General features: G+C 71.8%; 15 protein-coding genes and 1 pseudogene. 5 read left to right on the plus strand and 11 right to left on the minus strand.

Annotation, left to right across the window (positions count from 1 at the left end; all coding sequences use genetic code 11):
- Window positions 1-146: 146 nt before the first annotated feature.
- Window positions 147-1708: pseudogene (locus tag ABZ027_RS41040) on the minus strand (glycoside hydrolase family 38 C-terminal domain-containing protein); the annotation flags it as partial.
- A gap of 252 nt (window positions 1709-1960) precedes the next feature.
- Here ABZ027_RS41040 and ABZ027_RS41045 point away from each other — a divergent pair.
- Window positions 1961-3304: an amidase family protein gene (locus ABZ027_RS41045; protein WP_356777818.1), complete on the plus strand. Its 1344-nt coding sequence runs from the start codon at window positions 1961-1963 to the stop codon at window positions 3302-3304.
- Window positions 3305-3404: 100 nt separating this feature from the next.
- Here ABZ027_RS41045 and ABZ027_RS41050 read toward each other — a convergent pair whose 3' ends face one another.
- Window positions 3405-3887 carry an N-acetyltransferase gene (locus ABZ027_RS41050; protein ID WP_356777820.1) on the minus strand — a complete coding sequence of 161 codons (483 nt, stop codon included), beginning with the start codon at window positions 3885-3887 and terminating at the stop codon, window positions 3405-3407.
- A 56-nt stretch (window positions 3888-3943) separates the two neighbouring features.
- On the minus strand, window positions 3944-4117 hold the full coding sequence (locus ABZ027_RS41055; RefSeq protein ID WP_356777822.1) for a hypothetical protein: 174 nt from the start codon (window positions 4115-4117) through the stop codon (window positions 3944-3946).
- A 448-nt stretch (window positions 4118-4565) separates the two neighbouring features.
- Between ABZ027_RS41055 and ABZ027_RS41060 the strand changes: the two genes are divergently transcribed.
- Both ABZ027_RS41060 and ABZ027_RS41065 read left to right on the plus strand, forming a co-directional pair.
- Window positions 4566-5018 carry a hypothetical protein gene (locus tag ABZ027_RS41060; protein WP_356777824.1) on the plus strand — a complete coding sequence of 151 codons (453 nt, stop codon included), beginning with the start codon at window positions 4566-4568 and terminating at the stop codon, window positions 5016-5018.
- Window positions 5019-5043: 25 nt separating this feature from the next.
- Window positions 5044-5847: an SDR family oxidoreductase gene (locus ABZ027_RS41065; RefSeq protein WP_356777826.1), complete on the plus strand. Its 804-nt coding sequence runs from the start codon at window positions 5044-5046 to the stop codon at window positions 5845-5847.
- 20 nt (window positions 5848-5867) lie between these two features.
- Here ABZ027_RS41065 and ABZ027_RS41070 read toward each other — a convergent pair whose 3' ends face one another.
- The 7 genes from ABZ027_RS41070 to ABZ027_RS41100 form a co-directional block, all read right to left on the minus strand.
- Window positions 5868-6119 (minus strand): hypothetical protein, encoded by a 252-nt coding sequence (locus tag ABZ027_RS41070; RefSeq protein ID WP_356777828.1) that lies wholly within the window; start codon window positions 6117-6119, stop codon window positions 5868-5870.
- A 73-nt stretch (window positions 6120-6192) separates the two neighbouring features.
- Entirely contained in the window at window positions 6193-7686 is a 1494-nt protein-coding gene (locus ABZ027_RS41075; RefSeq protein WP_356777830.1) for an SDR family NAD(P)-dependent oxidoreductase, read from the minus strand.
- A 104-nt stretch (window positions 7687-7790) separates the two neighbouring features.
- Window positions 7791-9134, minus strand: coding sequence for a wax ester/triacylglycerol synthase family O-acyltransferase (locus ABZ027_RS41080; protein WP_356777832.1), 1344 nt, complete (start codon window positions 9132-9134; stop codon window positions 7791-7793).
- 166 nt (window positions 9135-9300) lie between these two features.
- Complete coding sequence (locus ABZ027_RS41085; RefSeq protein WP_356777834.1) at window positions 9301-11904, minus strand: PA14 domain-containing protein; 2604 nt, start codon at window positions 11902-11904, stop codon at window positions 9301-9303.
- 166 nt (window positions 11905-12070) lie between these two features.
- Window positions 12071-13291 carry a glucose-1-phosphate adenylyltransferase gene (gene glgC, locus ABZ027_RS41090; RefSeq protein WP_356777836.1) on the minus strand — a complete coding sequence of 407 codons (1221 nt, stop codon included), beginning with the start codon at window positions 13289-13291 and terminating at the stop codon, window positions 12071-12073.
- 51 nt (window positions 13292-13342) lie between these two features.
- Window positions 13343-14494, minus strand: a complete 1152-nt coding sequence (gene glgA / locus ABZ027_RS41095; RefSeq protein ID WP_356777838.1) for a glycogen synthase — start codon at window positions 14492-14494, stop codon at window positions 13343-13345.
- Window positions 14495-14541: 47 nt separating this feature from the next.
- Window positions 14542-15297, minus strand: coding sequence for a (2Fe-2S)-binding protein (locus ABZ027_RS41100; RefSeq protein ID WP_356777846.1), 756 nt, complete (start codon window positions 15295-15297; stop codon window positions 14542-14544).
- 211 nt (window positions 15298-15508) lie between these two features.
- On the opposite strand from ABZ027_RS41100, the gene ABZ027_RS41105 reads away from it, so the two are divergent.
- Complete coding sequence (locus ABZ027_RS41105) at window positions 15509-16762, plus strand: DMT family transporter (RefSeq protein ID WP_356777840.1); 1254 nt, start codon at window positions 15509-15511, stop codon at window positions 16760-16762.
- On the opposite strand, the gene ABZ027_RS41110 is transcribed toward ABZ027_RS41105, so the two are convergent.
- The gene (locus tag ABZ027_RS41110) at window positions 16752-18101 is read right to left on the minus strand and encodes a transglycosylase family protein (RefSeq protein WP_356777842.1); all 1350 of its coding nucleotides are present in this window, start codon (window positions 18099-18101) and stop codon (window positions 16752-16754) included. The genes ABZ027_RS41105 and ABZ027_RS41110 overlap by 11 nt on opposite strands.
- A 293-nt stretch (window positions 18102-18394) precedes the next feature.
- Between ABZ027_RS41110 and gndA the strand changes: the two genes are divergently transcribed.
- Entirely contained in the window at window positions 18395-19834 is a 1440-nt protein-coding gene (gene gndA, locus ABZ027_RS41115) for an NADP-dependent phosphogluconate dehydrogenase (RefSeq protein ID WP_356777844.1), read from the plus strand.
- The last annotated feature ends 100 nt before the right edge of the window (window positions 19835-19934 follow it).

Genomic DNA, 19934 nt, shown 5'->3' on the forward strand with positions numbered 1-19934 from the left:
GCCCGGCCGGCGCTCCCCCTCCCGCCCCCCCCCCGCGGCGGCCCGGGCGGGCGCCGGGCGGGCGGGGGGGGGCGCGGACGGCGCGGCGACCGCCAGGCCGCCCGCGCCGCCCCCGCCCGCCCCGCCGCCCTCGACCGAGCCCCACGTCAGGGCCGCCGGAACCGCAGGGTGACCAGCTCGAACGGACGCAGCCGCAGTGACACCCGGTTGCCCTCGCGCTCCGGTTCCGGTACGTCGGCCAGCGGACGTTCCAGCAGGTCGGTGGCCGTCACCCGGTCGAACTCGAAGTCCGCCGTCAGGGTTGCCCGCGCCCGGCCGCCGTGCGCCTCGTGGAAGCGGACGACCACGTCCGAGCTGCCGTCGTCGGCCAGTTTCACCGCGGTGACCACCACCGAGGCCGCGTCGACCGTCACCAACGGCGCGCTCTGTCGGGCGCCGGTCACCCGCCGCTCGGGCACGTTGGTCCGCCAGCCCTCGCGCACGGCGTCCCCGATGCCCGCCCCGGGCACCAGGGCGTGCCGAAAGCGGTGGACGCCCTGGTCGGTCTCGGGGTCGGGTAGCGCGGGGCACGCAGCAGGGAGACCCGGACGGTCGTCGTCGTACCGCGGTCGCCCTCGGTACGGACGGTCCGCGTCACGTCGTGGCCGTACGTCGAGTCGTTGACGACCGCCACGCCCCAGCCCGGCTCCTCCAGGTGGACGAAGCGGTGGTTGCACGCCTCGAACTTGGGCGCCTCCCAGCTGGTGTTGGTGTGGGTGGGCCGGTGGACGTGCCCGAACTGCGTCTCGGACGCGTACCGCTCGGCGTGCACGTCGAGCGGGAAGGCGAGCTTGAGGAACTTCTCCGTCTCGTGCCAGTCGACCTCGGTGTCCAGGACGAGCCGCCGCTCCCCCGGGGCGAGCGACAGCACCTGGGTGACGCGGGAGGCTCCGAAGGACCGGACGATCCGCACGCCATCCTCCACGGCGACGACCTCGTCCGCGTCGGTCAGGTCCGTGACCGTGTTGCGGTAGAACTCGTCGACGTCCCAGGCGTCCCACTTGTTCGGGAAGTCGGGGTGGAGCTGGAGCAGGTTCGCGGCCCGGCCGGGTGCCACGGTCTCCCGGTCGGCCTCGGTGTCGTACGCGGAGACGACCAGACCGCGGAGGTCGATCTCGACGCGCAGGAGGCCGTTGTCGAGGACGTGGCCGCCGCCGGGACGCTCACCGATCGTGGTCCGTCCGGTGGCGGCGGGTGTGCCGGCGCCGCCCGCCGGGACGCCGTCGCGGGTGTGCGGGGCCGCGTTGAAGACGAGGGGGGTGGCGCCCTCGCCGGCCAGCGCGCGCTGGGCGGCGGCGATGACGTCGTTCAGTGCCCCGGCCACCCGTTCGTAGGTCGCGCGTGCCTCGCGGTGCACCCAGGCGATGGACGACCCCGCCAGGATGTCGTGGAACTGGTGCAGCAGCACCGTCTTCCAGATACGGTCCAGCTCCTCGTACCGATACGGAAATCCGGTCCGTACGGCCGCCGTCGCCGCCCACAGCTCGGCCTCCCGCAACAGGTGTTCGCTGCGGCGGTTGCCCTGCTTGGTCCTGGCCTGGCTGGTGAGGGTGGCGCGGTGGAGTTCGAGGTACAGCTCGCCGACCCAGACGGGCGGGTCCGGGTACTCGGCCTCGGCCTTCTCGAAGAACTCCCGCGGGGTCTCCCAGACCACCGTCGCCGAACCTTCCTCATCAGCGATTCCCCATTCATCGGAGGCCTGATCCTTGACTCGGCCCATCCTCTATCAATGGGGGGCGATGGGGCGGAAGTCGGGCCATTGATCGGATGACCTGCGGGTCAGTCGACCGCGGTGCCTGCCCCACCGCGAAGAGTCCAACAGGAGCTGTCCGAATGTCCAAGCGCACACGCTCTCGACGCGGCGCCCGCTCCCGGGCAGAGTTCTCTCGACGTACCCACCAGTAGCCTCCAGGGAGCGCCCGTGACCAACTGGGTCGGCCGGACCGCCGTCGAGATCGCCGCCGCCGTACGCGAGAAGCGGGCCACGCCCCGCGAGGTGGTGGCCGAGCACCTTGCCCGGATCGAGCGGCTCGACTCTCGCGTCGGAGCCTTCCGCGTAGTGCGGGCTCAGGCGGCGCTCGCCGAGGCCGACGAGGTCGCCGAGCGGGGCGAGTTGGACACCCTCCCCCTGGCCGGGGTGCCCGTGGCCGTCAAGGACAACCTCGCCGTGCGCGGTGAGGCCAGACGCGTCGGCTCGGCCGCCACCCCGGACACGCCGTCCGACGCGGACCACGTCACCGTGGCCCGGCTGCGGGCGGCGGGTGCGGTGGTGGTGGGCCTGACCAACGTGCCGGAGCTGTGTGTCTTCGGAACCACGGAGGGTGTCCACGGCACCGCCCGCAACCCCTGGGACACCTCCCGCACGGCGGGCGGTTCGTCCGGCGGCAGCGCGGCGGCGGTCGCCGCCGGGCTGGTGCCGATCGCCCTGGGCAACGACGGCATGGGCTCGCTGCGCATACCGGCGGCCAACTGCGGCCTGGTCACCCTCAAACCGGGCCTCGGTGTGGTGCCCGCCGGCGTCAGCGACGGCGACTGGTTCGGCATGTCCGAGAACGGACCCCTGGCGACGACGGTCGAGGACACCCGTCTGATGCTGTCGGTCCTGGCCGATGCGGCGTTCGTACGCCGGGACGCGGACGCGACACACCGGATCGCCGTCTCCCTGCGCAGCCCCCTCGCCGGCGTCGTCGTCACCAGGCCGTACACGACGGCGGTCCGGGAGGCCGCCGGGGTGCTGATGAAGGCGGGGCACCGGGTACGCCGGGCCGATCCGCCGTATCCGCTGTCGCTGAGCTTCACCTCGCTCGCCCACTGGACGGCCGGCACCGCCGTGGACGCGCGGGGTCTCGACCGCGAGCGGCTGGCGCGGCGCACCCGCGTGCACGCGGCCGTCGGGCGCCCCTTCGTGAAGTCCGTGCGTACCGGCGCGGGGCGGGAGGCGCTGCGCCGACGCCTGGAGCCGTTCTTCGAGGAGCACGACGTGCTGCTCATGCCGGCACTCGCCCGCCGCTCCCCCAAGTCCGCGCCGTGGCACGAGCGGGGCTGGCTGCGCAATGTGCTGGCGAACACCAACTACTCGCCCCTGACCCCGCCGTGGAACCTGACCGGCTGGCCCGCGATGGCGGTCCCGTTCGGCACCCTGCCCGCGGGCGCCCCGTGCGCCGTCCAGTTGGTGGGGCGGCCGGGATCGGAGGCGGATCTGCTGGAGGTGGCGGCCCAGTTGGAGGAGCGGCACCCGTGGGAGCGGACGGCGCCGCTGGAGTAGCGGGGCGGGCTGTGTGTGGCCCGTGCCGCTGGAGCAGCGGGGCGGGCTGTCTGTGCCCCAGTGCCGCTGGAGTAGCGGGGCGGGCCATGTGCCCTGATGCCTAGAGGGCCTTGTGCATGATGTGCAGGCCGACCGGTCCGTGCCGGGGATGGTCGTACGCGTCCGGGACCGTGCCGAGGATCGTGAAGCCGAGGGAAGTCCAGAGCTTGACCGCCGGGTTGGTCTCGACGACGGCATTGAAGACCATGCCCCGATATCCGGCTGCCCGGGCGGCGGTCAGGAGGTGCTCGGCGAGGGCGCGGCCGTAGCCGAGGCCGCCGTGGTCGGGGTCGACCATGAAGCCGGCGTTGGCGATGCCGGCGGCGGGCCCGCCGTAGTTGGGGGTGAGATAGGCGGAGGCGACCACGGCGCCGTCGTCGCTCTCGACGACGTAGACGCGTTTGGCCGGGGCCATCCACAGGGCGCGGGCCGCTTCCTCGGAGGTGTCAGGCGCCCAGGAGTAGGTCTCGGCGGCGGCGACGATCCGGTGCCAGAAAGGCCAGATCCGTGGCCAGTCGTCGGCCACGGCTTCTCTGATCAGCATGGGCGTGAGTCTCGCACGCCCATGCGGTCGGCGATCGCGACGGGTTGACCCCCGGGTCAGTCCACGCTGGGCAGGATGTGGTCCTCCGCGAGGTCTTCCTCGTAACCCGCGAGGCGGATCGGGGCGGACCGTGCCCACACGTCGAGGCTGCCGATCTCTCCGGGCCTGCGGCCGGCACGGTCCGTGCGTTCCTTGGGGCGTTGATCGCGATTCGTCTTCTCCGGTGTCACCGCGCACTCCTTCTGTGTCGGGTCACCCTCGGGCGTCCCTGCCCAGTCTGCGACCTGGCTCCCGACGCCCGCTTGGGTATGGCTAGAGGCAGTTCGGACGCGGTGGCGCCGGTTTCTCGAATGAGAGCAGGCCGTGGTGAACGGGCGGGTCCCAGGACGGACCATGGGTGTGGGTTGGACCCCGTACTGCTGTCCGTCCGCTACAGACTAACCAAATGAGCGGCGGTCCGCTCGATAGGGCTGAAAACAAAGGGTAACTATCCGAAGTCAACCCGTGCACAGCCAGGGACAGTCTGCCCTGTTCTCCTCCATGGCGCCCCTTTTACGCGTCGCCCGTTCGGCCTACGGGGACGAACGCGCGGCGCAGTTCAGATCCCGTTGGCCGAATCGCAAGCCGACCATGATCTGCTGGCGCCCGGCAAGGCTCGTCCAGCGGGAGGACTGGCGCATGGAGCTGCGCGGTGTCGAAGAGCTGATGGATCTGCTGTACGCCTGCCGGGGCGCGTTCGGCGGGCCCGGCTTCCCAGGTGGCCGCTCGGTCGACCTCCACCAGCACGCGCTACGGACAGCCGCGCTGCTGCGCCGGTCCCGGCCCGCCGACAAGGAGCTCCAGGTGGCGGGCCTGGTGCAGGCGATCGGCCCGCTGCTGCGGCCCGGCGACCGGACCGCGCACCCGGACTGCGCCGCCGACGCGGTCCGCTCCCTCCTCGGCGAGCGGGTCGCCGGCCTGATCCGGGACCACCGCCCCGACGGCCGACTCGCCGACGGCGACCTGCTGCGCCTGCGCCAGGCCGTCGAGGAGGGCCGCCAGGCATCGTTCGACGCCGGGGTCCTGGAGGACTGGCGCACGGTGCTGGAGCTGCTGGCGGCACGCAACTCGCGCCTGGGGGCTGTTGACTGACGGGCCGTCATGAGACGGTACGGCGATGACGTCGTCGTACGGACTCAAGGGCAGGGCCGCCGTCGTCACCGGGGCGACGCGAGGGATCGGGCGGGCCGTGGCGGCGCGGTTGGCCGCGGCCGGCGCGCTGGTGTGCGTGACCGCTCGGGACGGCGACGACGTGCGCCGGACCGCCAAGGAACTGGGCGGCATCGGGTTGGCGGGCAGCGTCGCCGACCCGGGTCATCCGGCGCGGGTCACCGAGCTGGTGCTGCGCGAGTTCGGCCGCTTCGACGTACTGGTCAACAACGCGGCGACCAACCAGCCGTACGGGCCGCTCATGGACGCCGACCCGGGCGCCTGGCGAGAGGCGTTCACCCTCAACGTCGAGGCTCCGCTGCGGCTGATGCAGTGCGCGTGGCAGGCCTGGATGCGTGAGCACCGCGGGGTGGTGGTCAACATCTGCACGGAGGGCGCCACGCACGTCGGCCCCAACGTCGGCGCGTACAACACCAGCAAGGCTGCTCTCCTGCACCTGACGCGGCAACTCGCGGGCGAACTCGCGCCGAGAGTGCGGGTCAACTCCGTCTCGCCCGGGCTGGTCCGCACCGAGATGGCACGGTTCGTGTGGGAGCGGCACGAGGACGAGCTGGCCGCCGGGCTGCCGCTCGGGCGGATCGGGACGCCGGAGGACGTGGCTCGGGCCGTGGTCTGGCTGGCCTCGGACGAGGCGGAGTGGGTGACCGGGGCCGACCTGCTCGTCGACGGCGGGACGCGGGTCAGGACGGCGTACTCGGACCGGTACGCCGTCCATGATCGTCTGCGGTCATCCGTCCCACCTCACGCGTGACGGTACGCCGCTTCGGTTCCTCACGGGAACAGCGCGATCCCCACGAGGACCAGCAGGACGATGCCCACCACGAAAGCGGCCGTGGCCCAGGGCCCGCGGTGTCTCAGCGGGGTCCCGGGCCCGCCGCCACGCGGCCGGTCCTCCGGCAGTACAGGCCGACCCGGGCGGTCGCTCGCGTAGAACTGCTCGTCGGACGGATAACGGTTGCGGGGATCAGCGACAGCCCGGGGATCGATGCTGTCACGCGGATCGGTGCTGTGCGGAATGGCCATGGCACCTCCCGACGCAGGACTTTCATTCCGCGAGTACCACGCTCGCGTCACGGCATGCGTCGCAGGCTGCGGGTCACCACTTGCCCGGCGCGTAGTCCTTCAGGAAGACGCCGTACACGTCCTCGCCCTCCTCGCCGCGCACGATCGGGTCGTAGACGCGGGCGGCGCCGTCCACGAGGTCGAGCGGGGCGTGGAAGCCCTCCTCGGCGAGGCGCAGCTTGTCGAAGTGGGGGCGTTCGTCGGTGATCCAGCCGGTGTCGACCGAGGTCATGAGGATGCCGTCGGACTGGAACATCTCCTGCGCGCTGGTCCGCGTCACCATGTTCATGGCGGCCTTGGCGGCGTTCGTGTTCGGGTGGCCCGCGCCCTTGTAGCCACGGCCGAAGACGCCCTCCATCGCCGAGACGTTCACGACGTACGCCCGTCCGCTCTCCGTCTTCCTGGCGGCCTCGGCCATGACCGGGCGGAGCTTGCTGATCAGGATGAACGGCGCGGTGTAGTTGCACAGCTGGGTCTCGAGGAGCTCCACCGGGGAGATCTGCTCGATGGTCTGCACCCAGGTGTTGCTGTCGACGACGTCGGGGACCAGGCCGCCCGCGTCGATGGCGGTGCCGTCGAGGTGCCGGGCGACGCTGGCGTTGCCCGCGACCAGGGCGAGGTCGGCGACCTGCTGTGCGTCGAGGCCGCTGATGCCCACAGGCAGCGCGGCGAGGCCGTCGACCGCGCCGGAGCCGAAGGCGCCGATGACGTGGTGGGCGGGCAGTTCACCGGCGGGCAGCGGGGCGCCCTCGCCCTCGACCAGGGCGGCGTAGGCGGAGGGCAGGCGGCGCACGGTCTGGGTCGCGTTGTTGATCAGGATGTCGAGCCCGCCCGCCTCGGCGACCTGGTCGGCGAGGGCCACGGCCTGTGCCGGGTCGCGCAGGTCGATGCCGACGACCTCGAGGCGGTCCAGCCAGTCGGCCGAGTCGTCCATGGCCTTGAAGCGGCGGATGGCGTCCTTGGGGAAGCGCGTGGTGATCGTCGTGTGCGCGCCGTCGCGCAGCAGCCGCAGCGCGATGTACATGCCGATCTTGGCGCGGCCGCCGGTGAGCAGGGCGCGCTTGCCGGTGAGGTCGGCGCGGGCGTCGCGCTTGGCACGGTTCAGCCGGGCGCAGTCGGGACACAGCTGGTGGTAGAAGTAGTCGACCTCCACGAACCGGGCCTTGCAGGTGTAGCAGGAGCGGGGTCGCTGGAGGATCCCCGCGATCCTGCCCTCCTCGGTGGCCGACGACGGCAGGATGCCCTCCGTCTCGTCGTCGATGCGCTGGGCGGAGCCGGTCGCGGTGGCCTCCGTGACCGCCTTGTCGTGGGCGGTCTTGGCGGCCCGGCGCTCCTGACGGCGGCGCTGCTTCACGGTGCGGTAGATGCCGGCGGTGGCCCGGCGCACGGCGATCGCGTCGGGGTGGTCGACGTCCAGCTTGTCGAGTTCGTCGAGCACGCTCAGGCAGACGGCCAGCCGCTCCGGGTCGATGCCGGGCCCGTACACCACCTCGTCCGTGGTCGCCGAGCCGTTGTCTGTCACCGTCATGGCCGCTGCCGTTCCCTGGGTCTTCCACGCGGCGCTCCGACGGCGTCCGCTTTCGAACGGCGAATTTTACGACAGCGTCGGGCTGCGGCGCCAAACCGCGAGGATCACGCCTCGCAGGCGGTGATCAGCGTCTCGACCTCCTCGGTGACGGCGCGGGCCAGCCGGTCCAGGTCGGGGACGGCGTGGGCGTCGGCGACCAGGCCGTAGTGGACGTGTCCGCGGTAGGTCGAGATCGCGACGGCGAGGGACTGGCCGCGGGCCAGCGGGGCGAAGGGGTACACCGCGGTGACCGGGTTGCCGCCGAGCTTCAGTCCGATGCTCGGCAGGGGCACGCTGGTCACCAGGATGTCGAACCAGAGCCGGGCGGCCTGGCCGACCAGCGGTCCGCCGAGCCGGTGGCCCAGCGCCGGCACATGGTCGGCGAGCAGGGCGACGGCTCCGGGGCCCCGGTTGGGACCGGCGTCCTTGTTGCGGTCCATGGCCGCGCGGACCGTGGCGAGGCGCCGGAGCGGGTCGGGATCGGCGACGGGCAGCCGCATCAGGTAGCCGGAGAGCCGGTTGCCCTGGGGCTGGGCGGTGCGCGGGCGGCGTTTGGAGACCGGGATCAGGGCGCGGGGCGCCACACCCTCGCTGCCGTCGCCGCGTTCGTCGAGCCAGCGGCGCAGGGCGCCCGCGACGACCGCGATCAGGACGTCGTTGACGGTGCCGCCGACGACCTTGCGGACGCGGTGCACGTCGTCGAGGTCGATGACCACTCCGGCGGTGCGGCGGGTGCCGGTGGACCCGGCGGTAAGGGCGGCGGAGGACCGCACGTCCATGGTGGACAGGGCGACGGAGGCGCCGATGTCGAGTGCGCGGCCCACGTCCGCGAGGGCACCGGCCAGGGCGCCGCGCAGGACGTCCGGCAGTCGGCGGACGTCCTGGACGAGGCCGCGCGGCGGCTCGACGGGACGGGGGCGCGGCGCGGGCATGTCCGTCATCGGGTCCAGGACGGCGGCGGCGAGCGTCAGTGCGCGCAGTCCGTCGGCCAGGGCGTGGTGGAACTTGAACAGCACGGCGAACGAGAGGCCGTCCTGCCCCGGCAGCACATGGGCCTCCCACGGCGGCCGACCGCGCTCCAGGGGCTGCTGCATGAGGCGGCCGGCCTCGGCCTGGAAGTCCGCGGTGGGGGCGCGCAGGGTGACGTGGTCGAGCGGGTCGAAGTCGGGATCGGGCTCCCGGGCGGCCCCGCCGAACGCGGTCGGGAAGCCCAGGGGCCACACGTCCCGGATCCGCATCCGCAGCCCGGGCACCGCGGCGGCCCGGGCGGCGAGCAGGTCGGCGGCGTGGGCGCCGGCGCTGGGCGACTGGGCCGCGAAGACGCCGAGCGCGCCCAGGTGCATCGGGTGCTCGGCGGATTCCATGTTCCAGAAGGCCAGGTCGAGAGGGGCCAGCAGGTGAGAAGTCAATGGCTTGCCTCGCTTCGACGACGGGTGAGTCAGCAGTCAACCGCCCACAGGCGATTACGGTCAAGCACGGTCATGCTACGCACAGTTAAAAGCAGATTAAGTCCCGCCTCTCGGAAGAGGCGGGACTCGTGGGCCGTCTGTGGTCACATCCGCTTCGCGCGGCCCCTCAGGGCGCGGGGCAGCCGGCGGGCGTGGCCCGGGAGGCGTCCCGGATCAGCGCCCGGTGAGCGGCCTTCAGCCGCGCCACGTCCGGCTTCAGCACCTTCCGGTCGTAGGTCAGCAGACCGTTCAGCTCACCCTCGACGTCGGAGATCTGCGTGTATACGGCACCGTTGCCACCCCGGCAGGCCAGGGCGCGTACCTCGTCGAGCTTGGTCAGGTAGTCGTCGGTGTAGGTCGCCGGGTCGACGTCGACGTACGACTGCTGGACCGACCAGGCGTGTCCCGGCACCGCCAGTCCCAGTCCGCCGTACTCGCCGCTGACCAGGGCCCGTCTGCCGTCCGGGCGGGGCGGCAGGGCGGGGCTGGGGTAGCCGTGCTCGTCCATGATGTCGCCGGCGTCACCGTCGGCTCCGAGGTTGAGGCCCGACTGGTTGTTGACCAGCCGGGTCGGGTCCCAGGCCTTGGCCTGCTCGGCGACGCGCCCGACGTCGTACTGCCCCCAGCCCTCGTTGAAGGTCACCCACATGACCACCGACGGGCTGCTGACGTGCTCGTCGATCAGCTCCTTCATCTCCTGCTCGTACTCGGCGCGGGCGGCGGCGCTCGGGTTCACCCCCGCGGTCATCGCGGGCATGTCCTGCCACACCAGGAGACCCAGCCGGTCGGCCCAGTAGAACCAGCGGTCGGGCTCGACCTTGATGTGCTTGCGGACCGAGTTGAAGCCCAGCTTCTTGTGGACCTTCAGGTCGTACGCGAGGGCCTCGTCGGTCGGCGCGGTGTGCAGTCCGTCCGGCCAGAAGCCCTGGTCGAGGGTGGCCATCATGAAGACCGGCTGACCGTTGAGGACGGTACGCGGGACACCGTTCACCTGTTTGACGGCGATGGAGCGCATGCCGAAGTAGCTGCCCACCCGGTCGGTGCCGACGGTCACCTTCAGGTCGTAGAGAAACGGGTCGTCGGGCAACCACAGACGCGGGTTCTCGATGGTCAGGGTCAGCGGCCCGCCGGTCCGGCCGCGCGCCGTGGCGACCTTGCGCCTGCCGTCGTACGCCGTCGCCGTGATCGGTACGCCGGGACGGACGCCCTGTGCCTCGACCGTGAGCCGGCCGGCGTCGACGTCCGGGGTCAGCTTGAGCGAGTCGACGTGGTCGCGCGCCACCGGCTCCATCCACACCGTCTGCCAGATGCCGGAGCTCGGCGTGTACCAGATCCCGCTCGGGTCCAGGCGCTGCTTGCCCAGAGGCGGGTTCTCGCCGCCGGCCGCGTCCGTCGGGTCGTACACGCCGACGATCAGCTCCTGGGTGCGGCCGGGCTTGAGCGCGTCGGTGATGTCGGCGCCGAACTTGTCGTAGCCGCCCTGGTGCTCGGCGACCTTCGTGCCGTTGACGTACACCTCGGAGCGCCAGTCGACCGCGCCGAAGTTGAGCCGCAGTCGCTTGCCCGAGCCGATGTGCCAGTCGGCGGGGACCGTGAAGGTACGCCGGTACCACATGCGGTCCTCGTGCCGCTCGATGCCGGAGAGCTGGGACTCCACGGGGTAGGGCACCAGGACACGCTCCGCCAGGTTCCTGCCGACCGGCGGCCCCTCCCCCGCCTCGGCCGCGGCGAACTGCCAGCGCCCGTTGAGATTGCGCCAGGCGTCACGGGTCAGCTGCGGGCGCGGGTACTCGGGGTGGGCGTTGTCCGGTCCGACCTCGTCGGCCCAGCGGGTGCTCAGCTGGTACGTGGAGTGGTTGGAGCCGCTGCTCCAGAACGCCCCGACGGTGTCGCCCTCGGTGTCGGTGAGGCCGCCGTTCCCGTCGTAGCGGAGGTCGGCCGTGCCGCGTGCGGTGCCGGTCTTGTTGCCCACGACGGGTTCGTCGAGGGCGACGAGCAGGGCACTCGGCTTCGCGGGGTCCGGCTCGACCGCGCCGAGCGGCCATGCGGCGCCGCCGATCACCGCTTCGAGATGGTCGGCCAGACCGGCCGGGGGCGGGGCGAGGCGCTGGGCGAAGTCGAGCCTCAGGGTGCGGCCGTCGCCGAGGACGGTGGTCGCGATCGGCCCGTCGTAGTCGAACCCGGCGGGCAGCCGGAACGCCGACTGCGGGACGGCCTCCTTGCTGCCGCCGGGCTCGGTCCAGCGCAGGTGGAGGTTGGAGCCGCCGTAGTGCTCGAAGTATTCGATCTTGATGTCGTAGGCGGTGCCGGCGGTCAGCTCGATCGGGTCGGCGGTCTGTTCGCGGTCCCAGTCGTCGACCCAGTGGTCGATGAGGAGCCTGCCGTCGATCCACAGCCGGAAGCCGTTGTCGCCGATGACCGAGAAGGTGTGCGGACCGGTCCGCTCCGGCACGATCCGGCCGGTCCAACGGACGCTGACGTCGTCCGCGCGGCCGGTGGCGGCGGCCAGCCGCGGCTCCAGGGTGTCGAAGTCGATGGCCGGGTCGAAGGTGGTGGCCTTGAGCTCGTGGAAGTCGAAGGCGCCGGGGGCGGACTGGGTGTAGTACTCGCCCTTCAGGCCACGGGCCTCGACCACGTCGTCGGCCAGGGCGGGTGCCGCGGTCAGCCCGGCGAGGCCGAGGAGCGCGGCGAGGAGTAAGGAGAGTCGGTTTCTGAGGCGGGTGCGGTGCACTGGACCCCCATAACAACGTTGTCATGCAACGGAGTTGGCATGACAACACGAATCCCACCCTCCGTCCAGAGGACATCACGTGCAGAGACATGACGTGCAGAGGACATGACGACGTGACATCGCGGCAGCCCCGGTGCGCACCGGTCATCGGGGCCGCTGGGGGAGGTCAGGGCACCTGCTGCCCCTTCCCGAGCGCGATCACCCCGCCCTTGGAGACCGTGTAGAGCTCCGCGTCCCGCTCCGGGTTGACGCCGATCGTCGCGCCGGGGGGCACCTCGACGTTCTTGTCCAGGACGGCACCCCGCACCACCGCGCCCCGCCCGATGTGCACGTTGTCGTGCAGCACCGAGCCCTGGACGACCGCGCCCGGGTCGACCAGTACGCCGGGTGACAACACCGACCGGCTGACCTGGCCCCGGATCAGGCAGCCCGCGCTGATGATCGACTCGCTGGCGATGCCGCCGGCGTTGAAACGGGCCGGGGAGAGCTGGCCGGAGTGGGTGTAGATGGGCCACTGCCGGTTGTAGAGGTTGAACGCGGGCCGCTCGGCGATGAGGTCCATGTGGGCCTCGTAGTACGCGTCCAGGGTGCCCACGTCCCGCCAGTAGCCCCGGTCGCGGGTGGTCTCACCGGGCACGTGGTTGGCGCTGAAGTCGTACAGGTGCGCCTCGCCGCGGCCGGTGAGCTGGGGCAGGATCGAACCGCCCATGTCGTGCACGGACTGCGGGTCCTCGGCGTCCCGCTGCAAGGCCTCGATGAGGGCCTTGGTGGTGAAGACGTAGTTGCCCATGGAGGCGAACACGCTCTCCGGGTCGTCGGCCAGGCCCGGCGCGTCGGCGGGCTTCTCCAGGAACCGCTCGACCGTCTGGCCGTCCGAGCCGGGGGTGATCACGCCGAACGCGGACGACTCGCTGCGCGGGACGCGTATCCCGGCCACCGTCACGCCCGCGCCGCTCTCGATGTGCTGGTTGACCATCTGGCGCGGGTCCATGCGGTAGACGTGGTCGGCGCCGAAGACGGCGACGTACTCGGGGCGCTCGTCGTCGATGAGGTTCAGGGACTGCAGGATCGCGTCCGCGCTGCCCAGGTACCAGCGGGGGCCGAGGCGCTGCTGGGCGGGGACCGGCGTGATGTAGTTGCCGAGCAGACTGGACATCCGCCAGGTGGTGGTGATGTGCCGGTCCAGCGAGTGCGACTTGTACTGCGTGAGGACGCAGATGCGCAGGATGTCGCCGTTGACGAGGTTGGACAGGACGAAGTCGACCAGGCGGTACGTGCCGCCGAAGGTGACCGCGGGTTTCGCGCGGTCCGCGGTCAGCGGCATCAGCCGCTTGCCCTCTCCGCCCGCCAGTACGATGCCGAGCACCGAAGGACCACCACGACGCATGGCCGCTCCCCTCACGCTGGTTGACCCATGCCTGCCCTCACACAGGGCGGCTTACGCTTGCTTGACGATCTCCTCGTAGAGCCGGACCGTGCGACGGGCGACCGCGTCCCAGCCGAACTCGCCCACCGCGCGCTCCCGCCCGGCCTCACCCATCGCCCGAGCTGCCACCGGATCGCCGAGAACCGCGTCCAGCGCCTGCGCGAGGCCTGTCTCGAAATCGTCGTCCACGGGGACGAGTACCCCCGTCCCGCCATCCTCTACGACCTCGGGGATCCCGCCGACCTGGGAGGCCACGACGGGAGTCCCGCAGGCCATCGCCTCCAGGTTGACGATCCCGAGGGGTTCGTACACCGAGGGACAGACGAACACGGCGGCGTGCGTGAGGAGCTGGATCACCTCGGGCCGCGGCAGCATCTGCGGGATCCAGTGCACGCCCTCGCGGACCCTGCTGAGTTCCCCGAAGAGGTCGCGGAACTCCTGGTCGATCTCCGGAGTGTCGGGGGCGCCCGCGCACAGCACGACCTGGGCCGCCGGGTCGATCTTCCGCACCGCGCGCAGCAGATGGGGCACGCCCTTCTGGCGGGTGATACGGCCGACGAAGAGCACGTACGGGCGGTCGGGGTCGAGACCGATGCGGCGCAGCGCGTCGGTGCCGGGGTCGGGCCGGTAGAGGGTGGTGTCGATGCCGTTGTGCACGATGTGGACCTTGGCCGGATCCAGCGCCGGGTAGCAGCCGAGAATGTCCTCGCGCATGGCGCCCGAGACGGCGACCACCGCGTCGGCGCTCTCGATCGCGGTGCGCTCGGCCCAGCTGGACAGGGCGTATCCGCCGCCGAGCTGCTCGGCCTTCCAGGGGCGCAGGGGCTCCAGGGAGTGCGCGGTCATCACGTGCGGGATGCCGTACAGCAGCTTGCCGAGATGGCCGGCCAGGTTGGCGTACCAGGTGTGCGAGTGGACCAGATCGCGGCCTTCGAGGCCGGCGGTCATGGCGAGGTCCACGGAGAAGGTGCGCAGCGCGTCGTTCGCGGTGTCCAGCGCCGACCAGGGGCGATGCCGGATCACGCCCTCCGCGCGGCCCTCGCCCCAACAGTGCACGTCCAGGTCGACGAGGGATCTCAGCTCCCGGGCAAGGAACTCGACATGGACACCCGCGCCGCCGTACACGTCCGGCGGGTACTCCCGGGTCAGCAGTCCCACTCGCACCCGGAACCCCCTGTCTCAGCCGCTGATTGCCTTCATGGTCTTCATGGTCACCCAGATGACGCGCGTGGGGAAGAGCGCGGGGGTCGTGGGAAGCAACAGTCACCGCAGACCCCGCCGCCGGGGACGCGGTAGTAGAGGCAGCAGCTGCGGCGCCGGAACGCTGTGCCGGTGAGGGTGCCGGTTCCGGCCAGGAGAGGGTGGGCGAGCAGCCCCGCCGTGAGTTCGCGGGCCCGCTCGCCGACGTCCCTGCGACCGTGCGCCCGCGCCCAGCCGTCCAGCTGGCGAGCGGCGCCCGCCAGCGCGGAGGCCGCGTTGCCCCACAGCAGACCCTCGGCCAGGCGGTGGCGGGTGTGCAGGAGGCCGGTCAGCGGTCGCAGGTGAGCGGTGAGGACGATGTGGGTGAGGGTCTCCACGTCCGCGGGCAGGGGCCGTAGGGCGGTCAGCCACAGGTCGTCGGGGGCGGTGCCGTCCGGGTCCCAGTGCAGCAGCCGCGGGTCGAGGTCGGGGACCCGCTCGTAGAGGGCGGCGCAGCCCAGCGCCGTCGACCAGAGGCGGGCGGCGAGGCCCTGGTGGGCCACGGAGGCCCCGATTCGCACCTCGGGGGCTCGGAGAGCGTTCACCACCTTGTTGACGCGGAAAGTTATAGAATGTCCAGAACCATTCGACGACCCTTCCTCATACACACGTTCGAGCGTCGGCAGCGGTGGCCGCCGCCCTCCGGTCGTGCGCAGGGCGAAGAAGCCGCCGAGTGGGCGGAGCGCGGCGAGTTCGGGGTCGAGGTCCACGAAGAGCAGTAGTACCAAGGCCCCTCGGGGTCGCAACCCGGAGGGCCCCCGACCCGGGTTCCCCACCTTGGGGATGATGGCGCCCGTTTCGTACTCCATCGGCAGTAGGACCCATTGCCTGCTCCAGGACGACGACGGGAAGAACTTTTCACGGGATCGTGTTGCCTATGGAAGCCGACCGTTCGTCGCGCCGGGCGCCCCGCCCCCGCCTCACGCAGAGGAGCAACTGATGAGTGCCCTCGCGTTGTCCGTGCTGCTGTCGCTCGTCTCCGCCGTCGCCTACGCGGCCGGAGCGATCGTGCAGGAGCAGGTCGCGGTGTCCTCGCCCGACGAACAGTACGCGCCGCTGCGCCGCCCGGGCTGGTGGGCGGCGGTCTCCCTGAACGGCCTCGGCGGACTGCTGCACGTGGTGGCGCTCGCCTACGGCCCGCTGAGCCTGGTCCAGCCGCTCGGCGCGCTGACCATAGTGTTCGCCCTGCCGATGGCGGCCCTGTTCGTGGGCCGCAGGGCCGGGGCGACCGCCTGGCGGGGCGCGATCATGGCGACAGCGGGTCTGGCCGGTCTGCTGTCGCTGGTCGGCGCGTCCGAGGCGCAGTCGCTGGACACCACCCAGCGGGTGGTGGTGGCCGTGGTCACCGCCGCCGCCGTGGTCACGCTGATGATCGCGGGCCGGGCCGCCCACCGGCATCCGGCGGTGCGCAGCATCCTGCTCGCCACGGCGTCCGGCATCGCCTTCGGCATGTCCTCGGTGTTCACGAAGACGGTCGCCGTCGACTGGACCGGCGGCGTCTCCGCGGCCGATGTGCCCTCGCTGGCCGTGATAGGCGTGCTGGCCACGGCCGGCATGATGCTGTCGCAGGCCGCCTACCGGGGCGCCGGTCTCGCGGCCCCGCTGGCGACGCTCACGGTCGTCAACCCGGTGGTGGCGGCGGCCGTCGGCATCACGATGTTCGGCGAAACCTTCCGCTACGGCACGACGGGCACCGCGCTCGCCCTGGGCTGCGGTGTGGTCGCGGCGGGCGGTCTGATCCTCCTGACGACGGAGCGGCTCGCGCGCACGCCCGCCGAGGAGGAGGCATCGCCGACGCTCCCCGCGCCCGCCGGCGCCCAGCCCTCCGACGCCCAGCCCTCCGACGACGAGTCCAGCCCCGCTGGGCCGGTCGCCACCGGGGAACTGGCCGAGGCGCTCCTGGCGCTGCTGCCGGAACAGCGGGTCGCGGCACTGCGGGGCAGCGTGCCCGTCCCGTCCCTCGTGCCCGCGGACCTCGTCCCGGCACCGGCGGCACAGGACGTGGTCGTCCCGGTCCCGGCCGATGTCCCGGAGGGCGTGATCATCCCGGCGCCCGCCGCCCTGAGCGGCGGGCACGAGGAGCCGGAGCCGTCGGTGCCCGACGACGCGTTGGAGCTCTACGGGCCCTTCTACGGCGGCCCGTACGTCCCGCTGCCGGTCCTGGACAGGCGCCGTACGCGGGTCACATCGTGACGCCGCCGGCCCTCAGATAGGCCACCGGGTCGATGTCGGTACCGAAGCCGGGCCCCGTCCGCACCTCGAAGTGCAGATGCGGGCCCGTGCTGTTGCCGGTGGACCCCGAGCGGCCGATTCGCTGGCCGCCTCCGACCGTCTGCCCGGACCGCACGGAGATTGCCGACAGGTGGGCGTACTGGCTGTAGCGGCCGTCGGAGTGCCGGATCACCACCTGGTACCCGAAGGAGCCCTCCCAACCGGCGCTGACGACGGTGCCCGCCCCGACCGCCTTCACGGACGTGCCGGTAGGCACGGGGAAGTCGACGCCGGTGTGGTAGCCCTTCGACCAGGAGCCGGCCTTGTGGTACGGCGTTCCCATGCCCGCGCCGACCGGCGCGACCATCGAACCGCTGTGGGTGGCCTTCTCCGGGGCGTCATGACTGTCCCGTGTGCGGGACGGTTTGTGCTGGGTGCGGGACTTCTTGTCGTGGGTGCTGGACTTCTTGTCCTGCGTGCTCGACTTCTTGTCCTGCGTGCTCGACTTCTTGTCGTGGGTGCTGGACTTCTTCTCCTGGGTTCGGGAGGACGACGTCTTCTCGGTGGACTCGGTGCCCGCCCGGGGTGTCGCGGTGCCGGTGTCCTGACCCCGCAGACTCAGCCGCTGCCCGGGCATGATCAGATCCGGGTCCGGCCCGATGGTCTTCCGGTTGGCCGTGTACAACCCCTGCCAGCCGCCCCGGACGCGCTCCGCGTCGGCGATGGCGGACAGCGAGTCGCCGCGGACCACCGTGTACATCTGCGCGGTCCCGGCCCGGGACTGGGGCGTGGTCTGCGGCTGCACGTCGGGGGCGGAGGCACCCGACCTCCTGCCGGTGGCGCTGTCCTGCTTCTTGCCGTGGGCGCCGTCCGACCTCTCGGTGGTGGCTCCGCGCGAGCCGCTGTCGCGGTCGCCGGCGGGACGGATGTCCGGGGTGCTCCCACCCTGGGTCAGCCCGGCCCGCACGGAGCACTGTGGCCAGGCGCCGGGCCCCTGCGCGTCGAGCACCTTCTCCGCCACGGCGATCTGCTGGTCCCTGGTGGCCAGATCCGCTCGGGGCGCGTACCGCGTACCGCCGTACGCCTCCCAGGTGGACTGGGTGAACTGCAGCCCGCCGTAGTAGCCGTTGCCGGTGTTGATGCTCCAGTCGTTGGTCGACTCGCAGGCGGCCACCTTGTTCCAGGTCTCCACGTCGGCGGCCTGGGCCACGCCGGTGCCGATGAGCGGGATCGCCATCCCGGCGCCGCCCGCCGTGACGGTGAGTGAGGCGCGGTTGATCCTGCTCGGCTGATACCGGCGGTGCCGGCCACGTAAGGCCATGGAAAGCCCCCTCCACATGCGTCAGAAGGGGCAAAAGTAAGTGCCGCGAACAGGCCATGACAAGGCGGCAATCGGCCGCGCTTCCGGCGAAGCGAACCGGGAAAAAACGGTAGTTGCGAAACGTCTGAGGAAGGTGGGGCCTCTCGTGCGTATCTGCCTGCGGAACGCCGAACGGCCCGGATGCGCGGACGGTGTACCGGCACGTCACGATGGTCGGTGGGGCAGACTGGCGGCTAGGACCGACACCCCCGACGACCGGAATCCTCCACGGGATCCTTTAGGAGCCACACCGCATGAGCACTTCAGCCCAGATCGGCGTCACGGGACTCGCGGTCATGGGCCGCAACCTCGCCCGCAACTTCGCCCGCAACGGCTACACGGTCGCACTGCACAACCGGACGGCGTCGCGCACGCACGCCCTGGTCGAGGAGTTCGGCGGCGAGGGCGACTTCATCGCGGCCGAGACCGCCAAGGAGTTCGTAGCCGCGCTGGAACGACCGCGCCGTCTGGTCGTCATGGTCAAGGCGGGCGAGCCCACCGACGCGGTGATCCAGGAGTTCGCCCCGCTGCTTGAGCCCGGCGACATGATCATCGACGGCGGCAACGCGCACTTCGCGGACACCCGGCGCCGCGAGCGTGAACTGCGCGAACAGGGCATCCACTTCGTCGGCATGGGCGTCTCCGGCGGCGAGGAGGGCGCGCTGCACGGACCGAGCATCATGCCGGGCGGTCCCGTCGAGTCGTACGACTCCCTCGGCCCGATGCTGGAGAAGATCTCCGCGAAGGCGGCGGACGGGTCGCCCTGCGTCACGCACGTCGGTCCCGACGGCGCGGGCCACTTCGTGAAGATGGTGCACAACGGCATCGAGTACGCCGACATGCAGCTGATCGGTGAGGCGTACCAACTGCTGCGCGATGTCGCCGGGTACGAGCCCGCGCAGATCGCGGAGATCTTCCGCACCTGGAACACCGGCCGCCTGGACTCCTACCTGATCGAGATCACGGCCGAGGTGCTGTCCCACGTGGACGCGGCGACCGGCAAGCCCTTCGTGGACGTGCTGGTGGACCAGGCCGAGCAGAAGGGCACCGGCCGCTGGACCGTCCAGATCGCCCTGGACCTCGGCGTTCCGGTCTCCGGCATCGCGGAGGCGGTGTTCGCCCGTTCCCTCTCCGGCCACGCGGCACTGCGCGAGGCCTCCCGCGGCCTGGCCGGGCCGAAGGCGTCCGCGCTGAGCCCGTCGGAGGCGGGTGCCTTCGCCGACCGGGTGGAGCAGGCGCTGTACGCCTCGAAGATCGTGTCGTACACGCAGGGCTTCCACGAGATCTCGGCCGGCAGCGAAGAGTACGACTGGAACATCGACCTGGGTTCCGTGTCCGCGATCTGGCGGGGCGGCTGCATCATCCGCGCCGCCTTCCTGGACCGTATCCGCGCGGCCTACGACACCCGCGCCGACCTGCCCAGCCTGCTGTCCGACGACACGTTCGCCCAGGAGATCGCCGCCGCCCAGGACGACTGGCGCGAGGTCATCATCGCCGCGACCCGCCAGGGCGTTGCGACCCCGGGCTTCGCCGCGGCCCTCGCCTACTACGACGCCCTGCGCGCGGAGCGTCTGCCCGCCGCGCTCACCCAGGGACAGCGGGACTTCTTCGGCGCCCACACCTACCGCCGGACCGACCGGGACGGCTCGTTCCACACCCTGTGGGGCGGGGACCGGTCGGAGGTGTCCGCCTAGAGGCGGATGCCGGAACGGCTGAGCACGACCGAACGGCGGTGGGCGACCTTGTGGCCCACTCGTGGTCGAGGGTGCCGTTGTCGTCCCACTGGAGGACCTT

The sequence above is a fragment of the Streptomyces sp. NPDC006332 genome (genome assembly GCF_040612855.1).
Classification (GTDB): domain Bacteria; phylum Actinomycetota; class Actinomycetes; order Streptomycetales; family Streptomycetaceae; genus Streptomyces.

What these genes read in the sequence shown, in the direction of transcription:
- gndA (WP_356777844.1), top strand. Translation starts at nt 18,395, where the DNA reads ATGAGCACTTCAGCCCAGATCGGCGTCACGGGACTCGCGGTCATGGGC.
- ABZ027_RS41060 (WP_356777824.1), top strand. Translation starts at nt 4,566, where the DNA reads ATGGAGCTGCGCGGTGTCGAAGAGCTGATGGATCTGCTGTACGCCTGC.
- ABZ027_RS41075 (WP_356777830.1), bottom strand. Translation starts at nt 7,686, where the DNA reads ATGACGGTGACAGACAACGGCTCGGCGACCACGGACGAGGTGGTGTAC.
- ABZ027_RS41050 (WP_356777820.1), bottom strand. Translation starts at nt 3,887, where the DNA reads ATGCTGATCAGAGAAGCCGTGGCCGACGACTGGCCACGGATCTGGCCT.
- ABZ027_RS41070 (WP_356777828.1), bottom strand. Translation starts at nt 6,119, where the DNA reads ATGGCCATTCCGCACAGCACCGATCCGCGTGACAGCATCGATCCCCGG.
- ABZ027_RS41110 (WP_356777842.1), bottom strand. Translation starts at nt 18,101, where the DNA reads ATGGCCTTACGTGGCCGGCACCGCCGGTATCAGCCGAGCAGGATCAAC.
- ABZ027_RS41065 (WP_356777826.1), top strand. Translation starts at nt 5,044, where the DNA reads ATGACGTCGTCGTACGGACTCAAGGGCAGGGCCGCCGTCGTCACCGGG.
- ABZ027_RS41105 (WP_356777840.1), top strand. Translation starts at nt 15,509, where the DNA reads ATGAGTGCCCTCGCGTTGTCCGTGCTGCTGTCGCTCGTCTCCGCCGTC.
- glgC (WP_356777836.1), bottom strand. Translation starts at nt 13,291, where the DNA reads ATGCGTCGTGGTGGTCCTTCGGTGCTCGGCATCGTACTGGCGGGCGGA.